Source organism: Zoogloea sp. (assembly GCF_041914405.1).
GTDB lineage: Bacteria > Pseudomonadota > Gammaproteobacteria > Burkholderiales > Rhodocyclaceae > Zoogloea.
In genome coordinates this window covers 39,503-45,862 of record NZ_JAYSDK010000039.1, presented here as the reverse complement: position 1 = coordinate 45,862, position 6,360 = coordinate 39,503, and the positions used below count along the sequence as shown (strand labels likewise).

The window sequence follows — 6,360 nt, the reverse complement described above, 5'->3', positions numbered from 1 at the left end:
TGGCCCTGCTGGTGCTGGTGATCCAGATCGTGACCGGCATCTTCTTGGTCATGCACTACAAGCCCGATGCCGCGCTCAACGCCTCCGGCATTCCTGCGGCCTTCGCGTCCGTCGAGTACATCATGCGTGACGTGCCGGGCGGCTGGATCATCCGCTACCTGCACTCCACCGGCGCTTCCGCGTTCTTCGTGGTGGTGTACCTGCACATGTTCCGCGGCCTGCTCTATGGTTCCTACCGCAAGCCCCGCGAACTGATCTGGATCTTCGGCACCCTGATCTTCCTGGCCCTGATGGCCGAGGCGTTCATGGGCTACCTGCTGCCGTGGGGGCAGATGTCCTTCTGGGGCGCCCAGGTCATCGTGAACCTGTTCTCCGCGATCCCCGTCATCGGTCCCGATCTTTCCATCGTGATCCGTGGCGACTTCGTGGTGTCCGACGCGACCCTGAACCGCTTCTTCTCCTTCCACGTCATCGCCGTGCCGCTGATCCTCATCGGCCTGGTCGTTGCTCACATCGTTGCGCTGCACGAAGTCGGCTCCAACAACCCGGATGGCGTTGAAATCAAGAAGAAGAAGGGGCCGGATGGCCATCCGCTGGACGGCATTCCCTTCCATCCCTACTACACCGTCAAGGACATCGTGGGCGTGGTCGGTTTCCTGATCGTCTTCTCCTTCATCGTGTTCTTTGCACCTGAAGGTGGTGGCTACTTCCTCGAGTACAACAACTTCATCCCGGCTGACCCGCTGAAGACCCCGCCGCACATTGCGCCGGTGTGGTACTTCACCCCGTTCTACTCCCTGCTGCGTGCGATGGTGTGGCCGCTGTTCGGCCTCGACGCCAAGTTCTGGGGCGTGGTCGCGATGGGCGCAGGCGTGGTGATCCTGGCCTTCCTGCCGTGGCTTGACCGCAGCCCGGTGAAGTCGATCCGTTATCGTGGTCCGATCTACAAGACCATGCTGACGCTGTTCGTCATTGCCTTCGGCATTCTCGGCTTCCTCGGTACCAAGCCGCCTTCCTATGCTTTCTTCGGCGTGATCCCGGGCGCTCCCGTGGCCCAGCTGTTCAGCCTGTACTACTTCATGTTCTTCATCACCATGCCGTGGTGGTCGAAGATGGACAAGTGCAAGCCCGAGCCCGAACGCGTGACCGGTTAATGAGAATGAAAGCCATGAAAAAACTTTTGACAGCTCTCCTGTTCACGCCGCTGATGGCCCTGGCCAGCGGTCCTGAACTGCACCTGGACAAGGCTCCGCTCTCCACCGAGCCGGCTGCCCTGCAGAACGGCGCCAAGCTGTTCGTCAATTACTGCCTGAACTGCCACGGCGCCAGCTACATGCGCTACAACCGGCTGCAGCAGATCGGTCTGTCCGAGCAGATGATCAAGGACAACCTGATGTTCACGGCGGACAAGATTGGTGAGCCGATGCGCATTGCGATGCAGCGTGACGAGGCCAAGGTCTGGTTCGGTGCGGCGCCTCCGGATCTGACCGTGATCTCCCGCTCGCGTGCGTCCGAGTTCGGCAGCGGTGCCGACTGGCTGTACACCTACCTGCGCAGCTTCTACCGTGATGACGCTCGTCCGACCGGCTGGAACAACAAGGTCTTCGAGAACGTCGGCATGCCGCATGTGCTGTACGAACTGCAGGGCGAAGCGACCGCCAAGATCAACGAGCATGACGATGGCCATGGCGGCAAGTCGAAGGAAATCGAGATCGAAGCGCCTGCCAAGCCGGGCAAGATGACCGCTGAGGAGTACGACCATGCCGTGGCAGACCTCGTCTCCTACTTGGTCTGGATGGGTGAGCCGATGGCCGAGACGCGCAAGTCGATCGGTACCGCTGTAATCGCCTTCCTTGGCCTTCTGTTCGTTCTCTCCTATCTTCTGAAGAAGAACTACTGGAGAGACGTGCACTGATCGGTGCTTTCCGGCCGAAGCTGTCCCTTGCTGCCATATAGCAAGACGCACCACGCGCCAAGCGCGTGGTGCGTGATTTTTAGTATCCGTGGGGTAACACAACGATGATGAATTTGTATTCCGGAACGACAGATCCTTTCAGTCACCGGTGCCGTATCGTGCTCTTCGAAAAGGGCATGGATTTCCAGGTGATTGATGTTGATCTCTTCAACAAGCCGGAAGACATCGCGGTCATCAATCCATACAACCGGGTTCCGGTGTTGGTGGATCGCGATCTGGTGCTTTACGAATCCAACATCATCAACGAATACATCGACGAGCGCTTCCCGCACCCCCAGCTGATGCCGCCTGATCCGATCATGCGCGCGCGCGCTCGTCAGCTGCTGCACACCTTCGAGCTCGAACTGTTCTCGCACATCGACGCCCTGGAGAAGAATCCCAAGGGTGCCGACAAGGAGCGCGCCCACGTCCGCGACCAGCTGACCCAGCTCGCTCCGATGTTCACCAAGCAGAAGTTCCTGCTGGGTGAAGAGTTCTCCATGCTCGACGTCGCGATCGCGCCGCTGCTGTGGCGTCTGGATCACTACGGCATCGAACTGCCGCGTTCCGCTGCCCCGCTCATGAAGTACGCCGAGCGCATCTTCAGCCGCCAGGGTTTCATCGACGCGATGACCCCGTCCGAAAAGGTCATGCGGCGTTGATTGCCCTTCGGGGCCACACTCCCGTGGCCCCGTTGGTAACTCTTCATCTTGGCACTCACCGGAAAGTCTTCGTCATGAGCGAAATCTCCACCAAGCCGTACCTGATCCGGGCGATTTTCCAGTGGTGTACCGATCAGGGGCTGACGCCCTATCTCGCGGTCGCCGTCGACAAGCACACCATCGTACCGCTCAATTTCGTGCAGGATGGCCAGATCGTCCTCAACGTGAGTCCCGCCGCGACCCAGAGTCTGGTGATGGGGAATGAACTGATCGCTTTCCAGGCCCGTTTTGGCGGTGTTGCGCAGAACATCTCGATTCCCGTCGACAACGTGGCCGCGATCTACGCCCGCGAAAATGGGCATGGAATGGCCTTCGAGGTTTCCGAGCTTCCTGACGGCGATGCCGATCTCGACTCCGCGGCCCCCGAGCTTGCAGCGGAGGCGCCGGACGACATGCCTGAGCCGCCGAAGGGTGGTCTCCGCAGCCACCTCAAGCTCGTCAAATAAAACCGCGCCCGGCGTCCGGGCGGTGCTTGATCTGGCTCAGGGCTAGGCCGCTCCGTTCGGGTTAGAGTTGCGCCCCGTTTCACTCTTCGAGGTTTCCCGTCATGGCAGCCATGGAATGGACTGACAAACTTGCTCTCGGCCTGGGGCCGATGGATCAGACCCACCAGGAATTCGTCGAGGCTTACAACGCCATGCTGGACGTGTCCGGCGAAGCGCTGCTGGCGGCGATGGATGTCTTCATCGCGCATACCGTCGAGCATTTCGACCAGGAAAACCGCTGGATGGAGATCGTCGGCTTCCCCGGTTGCCACAAGGCTGAGCACGATCGCGTGCTGGCGGTCTGTAGCGATGTGCGCAAGCGCCTGGAGCGGGGCGACGTCGCGCTGGGACGACAGTTGATCCAGGAATTGCCGCTGTGGTTCGACAACCACGTGGCGTCGATGGATGCGGCCCTTGCTGCCTACCTCGAATCCATCGGTTTCGACACGGAGACCGGCGAGATCCGTAATCCGCCCAAGGATGAGGGCTGCGCCGACGGCTCGTCAGCCTGCTGTACGCCGCCGGCCAAGAGCGAGGCGGAGTCCGAGGCAGCCTGAAGCGGCTCGGTGCGGGCTGCGCTTCATGAGTATCTTTGATTGCCTGGCGGAACAGCGCATCCGCGAGGCGGTCGCCAAAGGGCAGTTGTCCGGTCTCCCGGGGGAAGGGCGCCCGCTTGTGCTGGATGACGATCTCCTCGTTCCATCCGAAGTCCGGATGAGCAACCGCATCCTGCGTAACGCCGGCTACGTGCCGCCAGCGATGGCCGACCTTCGGGAGTTGCGCCGGCTTTGTGAGCAGGGCGTGCAGGTCGACGAACCCGCCAGTGTGCGGCGGGTCCTGCGCATGACTGCTCTGCTGGCACGCATCGAGGCGGCTGGCCTGGCCCACGTCTCGGCCGCGCTCTTGCGGCGGATGGCCGCGAATCCTGACGCAAAATGATGTTGCTGCCGGATCTTCGGCCGGATTATTTCTAAAGTCGTATGGTGGCGTGTCGATATCTGCGTGAGATTGGGCAGACGACGGTGGATGGCTTATGTCTTACGTGCGAATCAATACCGGTGATATCGAGGTCGGCAAGCCGGTGGACTGGCCGCTCTACGATGAGAAGAAGCAGCTGTTGCTGGCCCGCGGCGTGGTTGTCGAGACCGAGAGCCAGAAGCGCGCCCTGATGGAGCGCGGCCTGTTCCGCAAGCTCAACCTGCGCGAGACACGCGTGAATACCGAGAGCGGCGAGCGACCGTCGGACGATTTGTGCGCCTTCGACGAAATCAAGCTCGACATCGGTGACACCCTGCAGTTGCAGGTCCAGACAGATAGCGGCCAGCAACGCTACTACGTGAAGCTGATCGGTTACCTGAAAGGCAAGAGCGTCCTCGTCACGACCCCGACCCAGGACGGCAAGGTTCTGTTGATGCGGGAAGGTCAGGCCTTCGTGGTTCGCATGTTCTCCGGCAAGAGCGTGTACGCTTTTGGTGCGACGATCTTCAAGGTCGCCAATGTTCCCTTTCCTCACCTGCACCTGACTTATCCGAACCAGGTCCGCGGCCTGGTGGTCCGTCGCGGAGCCCGCGCCCGGGTCAGCCTGATTGCTGCGGTCAGTGGGTTGGATGGGCGTTCCCACGCGGCGACGATTCTCGATTTGAGCACGGGGGGAGCGATGCTGGTCGCCAAGGCACCGATGGGGGTCAGGGAGGATCGGATCTCGATCAAGTTCCGCGTGGTGGTCAATGAGGTCGAGGAGTATCTGACCCTCCCGGCCGTACTTCGCTCGGTGCACGCGACGGCGGCGGCGGAAGGGGAGAAACCTCAGGTTCACCACGGGGTTCAGTTCGAAGAAATGCCCCACGCCGAGCAGGTCGTCTTGTCGGCTTTCGTTTATCGCATCCTGTTCGAGGAGTCGGCTGAGGCCAGAGTGGTCTAGCGAGTCCTGAGGAAAGGGAAGTCCGGCTCTGGCGGCCGTCCCGTCACGATATCGGCGATGGCTTGGCCAGATCCACAGGCCAGGGTCCACCCCAGGGTGCCATGGCCGGTGTTGAAGAACAGCCTGCCCACGCGGCTGGGGCCTATCAGCGGTACATTGCCCGGCGTGGTCGGGCGCAGTCCGCACCAGTGCTCGGCTTGGCTGGCATCGGCAACGCCCGGCAGATGTTCATCCAGCCACTTTACGATTCCTGCGCTGCGCGCCGGATCCGCTTCCAGATTGTAGCCATTGAGTTCGGCAGTGCCGGCCACGCGCAGGAAATTGCCCAGCCGGGAGCACACGACGCGGCGTGCTTCGTCGGTCAGGCTCAGCGTCGGCGCCCGCGAAGGATCGATGATGGGGGCCGTGATCGAGTAACCCTTGACGGGATAGATCGGCAGGTGCTCTCCCAGCGGGCGCGCCAGCAAGGGACTGTAGCTGCCGGCCGCGAGCACGTAGGCATCGGCCTGCAGCACGCCGGTGCGGCCGTCTGCGTCTTTTATGCGGAGGCCGTTGATGGTCTGGCCACGTACCTCGAAGGCCTCCACGCGGGTGTTGAAGAGGAAACGGACACCCGCTTCCGTGGCTTTGCTGGCCAGGGCGCGGCAGAACAGATGGGCGTTGCCGCATTCATCGTCGATGCCGTGCAGTACACCCAGCAGGCGGCTGCGCATCGACGTGAGTGCCGGCTCCAGCGCCACGGCCTGGTCAGGGTCGAGGAGCTGCGCGCGGATGCCAAGTTCTTGCAGGATCTGCTGCTTGGCGGGGGCGTGGGCAAAGTCATCGGCATCCATGAACAGGTGCAGGATACCTCCAGTGCCCGCCTCGTACTCGATCCCGGTGGCCGCGCGCAGCACCCGCAACTGGTCGCGGCTGTAGTCGGCCAGATGGGCGATGGCCGCGGTGTTGCGGGCAGTCCGGCCCGGCAGGCACTCACGCAGGAAGGCCAGGGCCCAGCGCCATTGCGCCGCATCGGCCCGGGGGCGGAACAGCAGCGGGGCATCCTTGCGGCCGAGCCAGCGCAGCACGGTGGCCGGCGCGCCGGGATTGGCCCAGGGCTCGGGATGGCTGACGGAGATCTGGCCGCCGTTTGCATAGCTGGTTTCCAGGCCCGGACCGGGCTGGCGCTCGACGACGGTGACTTTGCAACCGGCCTGGTTGAGGTACCAGGCACTCGAGACGCCAGCCAAGCCGGCGCCGATGACGAGGACTTCCATGATGCCTTGTGAACAGTTTTCG

The 6,360-nt window shown here is 62.3% G+C and carries 8 protein-coding genes; 7 read left to right on the top strand and 1 reads right to left on the bottom strand.

The features are described 5' to 3' along the window. The 7 genes from ACE3RX_RS19790 to ACE3RX_RS19760 form a co-directional block, all read left to right on the top strand. A partial coding sequence (locus tag ACE3RX_RS19790; protein WP_374486686.1) for a cytochrome bc complex cytochrome b subunit occupies window positions 1-1,154 on the top strand: 1,154 nt, incomplete at its 5' end. Between the two features lie 14 nt (window positions 1,155-1,168). Next, window positions 1,169-1,915, top strand: coding sequence for a cytochrome c1 (locus tag ACE3RX_RS19785; RefSeq protein WP_374486685.1), 747 nt, complete (start codon window positions 1,169-1,171; stop codon window positions 1,913-1,915). 104 nt (window positions 1,916-2,019) lie between these two features. Beyond that, window positions 2,020-2,616, top strand: a complete 597-nt coding sequence (locus tag ACE3RX_RS19780) for a glutathione S-transferase N-terminal domain-containing protein (protein WP_374486684.1) — start codon at window positions 2,020-2,022, stop codon at window positions 2,614-2,616. Between the two features lie 74 nt (window positions 2,617-2,690). Then, a complete protein-coding gene (locus ACE3RX_RS19775; protein WP_374486683.1) occupies window positions 2,691-3,122 on the top strand; it encodes a ClpXP protease specificity-enhancing factor in 432 nt (143 codons plus the stop codon). A gap of 101 nt (window positions 3,123-3,223) precedes the next feature. Next, window positions 3,224-3,718 (top strand): hemerythrin domain-containing protein, encoded by a 495-nt coding sequence (locus tag ACE3RX_RS19770; protein WP_374486682.1) that lies wholly within the window; start codon window positions 3,224-3,226, stop codon window positions 3,716-3,718. Between the two features lie 25 nt (window positions 3,719-3,743). Further along, window positions 3,744-4,100, top strand: a complete 357-nt coding sequence (locus ACE3RX_RS19765) for a DnaJ family domain-containing protein (RefSeq protein WP_374486681.1) — start codon at window positions 3,744-3,746, stop codon at window positions 4,098-4,100. Window positions 4,101-4,194: 94 nt separating this feature from the next. Continuing rightward, on the top strand, window positions 4,195-5,082 hold the full coding sequence (locus tag ACE3RX_RS19760; protein WP_374486680.1) for a flagellar brake protein: 888 nt from the start codon (window positions 4,195-4,197) through the stop codon (window positions 5,080-5,082). Here the strand turns inward: ACE3RX_RS19760 and ACE3RX_RS19755 are convergent. Beyond that, window positions 5,079-6,338 (bottom strand): D-amino acid dehydrogenase, encoded by a 1,260-nt coding sequence (locus ACE3RX_RS19755; RefSeq protein ID WP_374486679.1) that lies wholly within the window; start codon window positions 6,336-6,338, stop codon window positions 5,079-5,081. The genes ACE3RX_RS19760 and ACE3RX_RS19755 overlap by 4 nt on opposite strands. Window positions 6,339-6,360: the final 22 nt, after the last annotated feature.

Coding starts and splice junctions, on each gene's coding strand:
- ACE3RX_RS19785 (WP_374486685.1), top strand. CDS start 1,169: ATGAAAAAACTTTTGACAGCTCTCCTGTTCACGCCGCTGATGGCCCTG.
- ACE3RX_RS19770 (WP_374486682.1), top strand. CDS start 3,224: ATGGCAGCCATGGAATGGACTGACAAACTTGCTCTCGGCCTGGGGCCG.
- ACE3RX_RS19765 (WP_374486681.1), top strand. CDS start 3,744: ATGAGTATCTTTGATTGCCTGGCGGAACAGCGCATCCGCGAGGCGGTC.
- ACE3RX_RS19760 (WP_374486680.1), top strand. CDS start 4,195: ATGTCTTACGTGCGAATCAATACCGGTGATATCGAGGTCGGCAAGCCG.
- ACE3RX_RS19755 (WP_374486679.1), bottom strand. CDS start 6,338: ATGGAAGTCCTCGTCATCGGCGCCGGCTTGGCTGGCGTCTCGAGTGCC.
- ACE3RX_RS19780 (WP_374486684.1), top strand. CDS start 2,020: ATGATGAATTTGTATTCCGGAACGACAGATCCTTTCAGTCACCGGTGC.
- ACE3RX_RS19775 (WP_374486683.1), top strand. CDS start 2,691: ATGAGCGAAATCTCCACCAAGCCGTACCTGATCCGGGCGATTTTCCAG.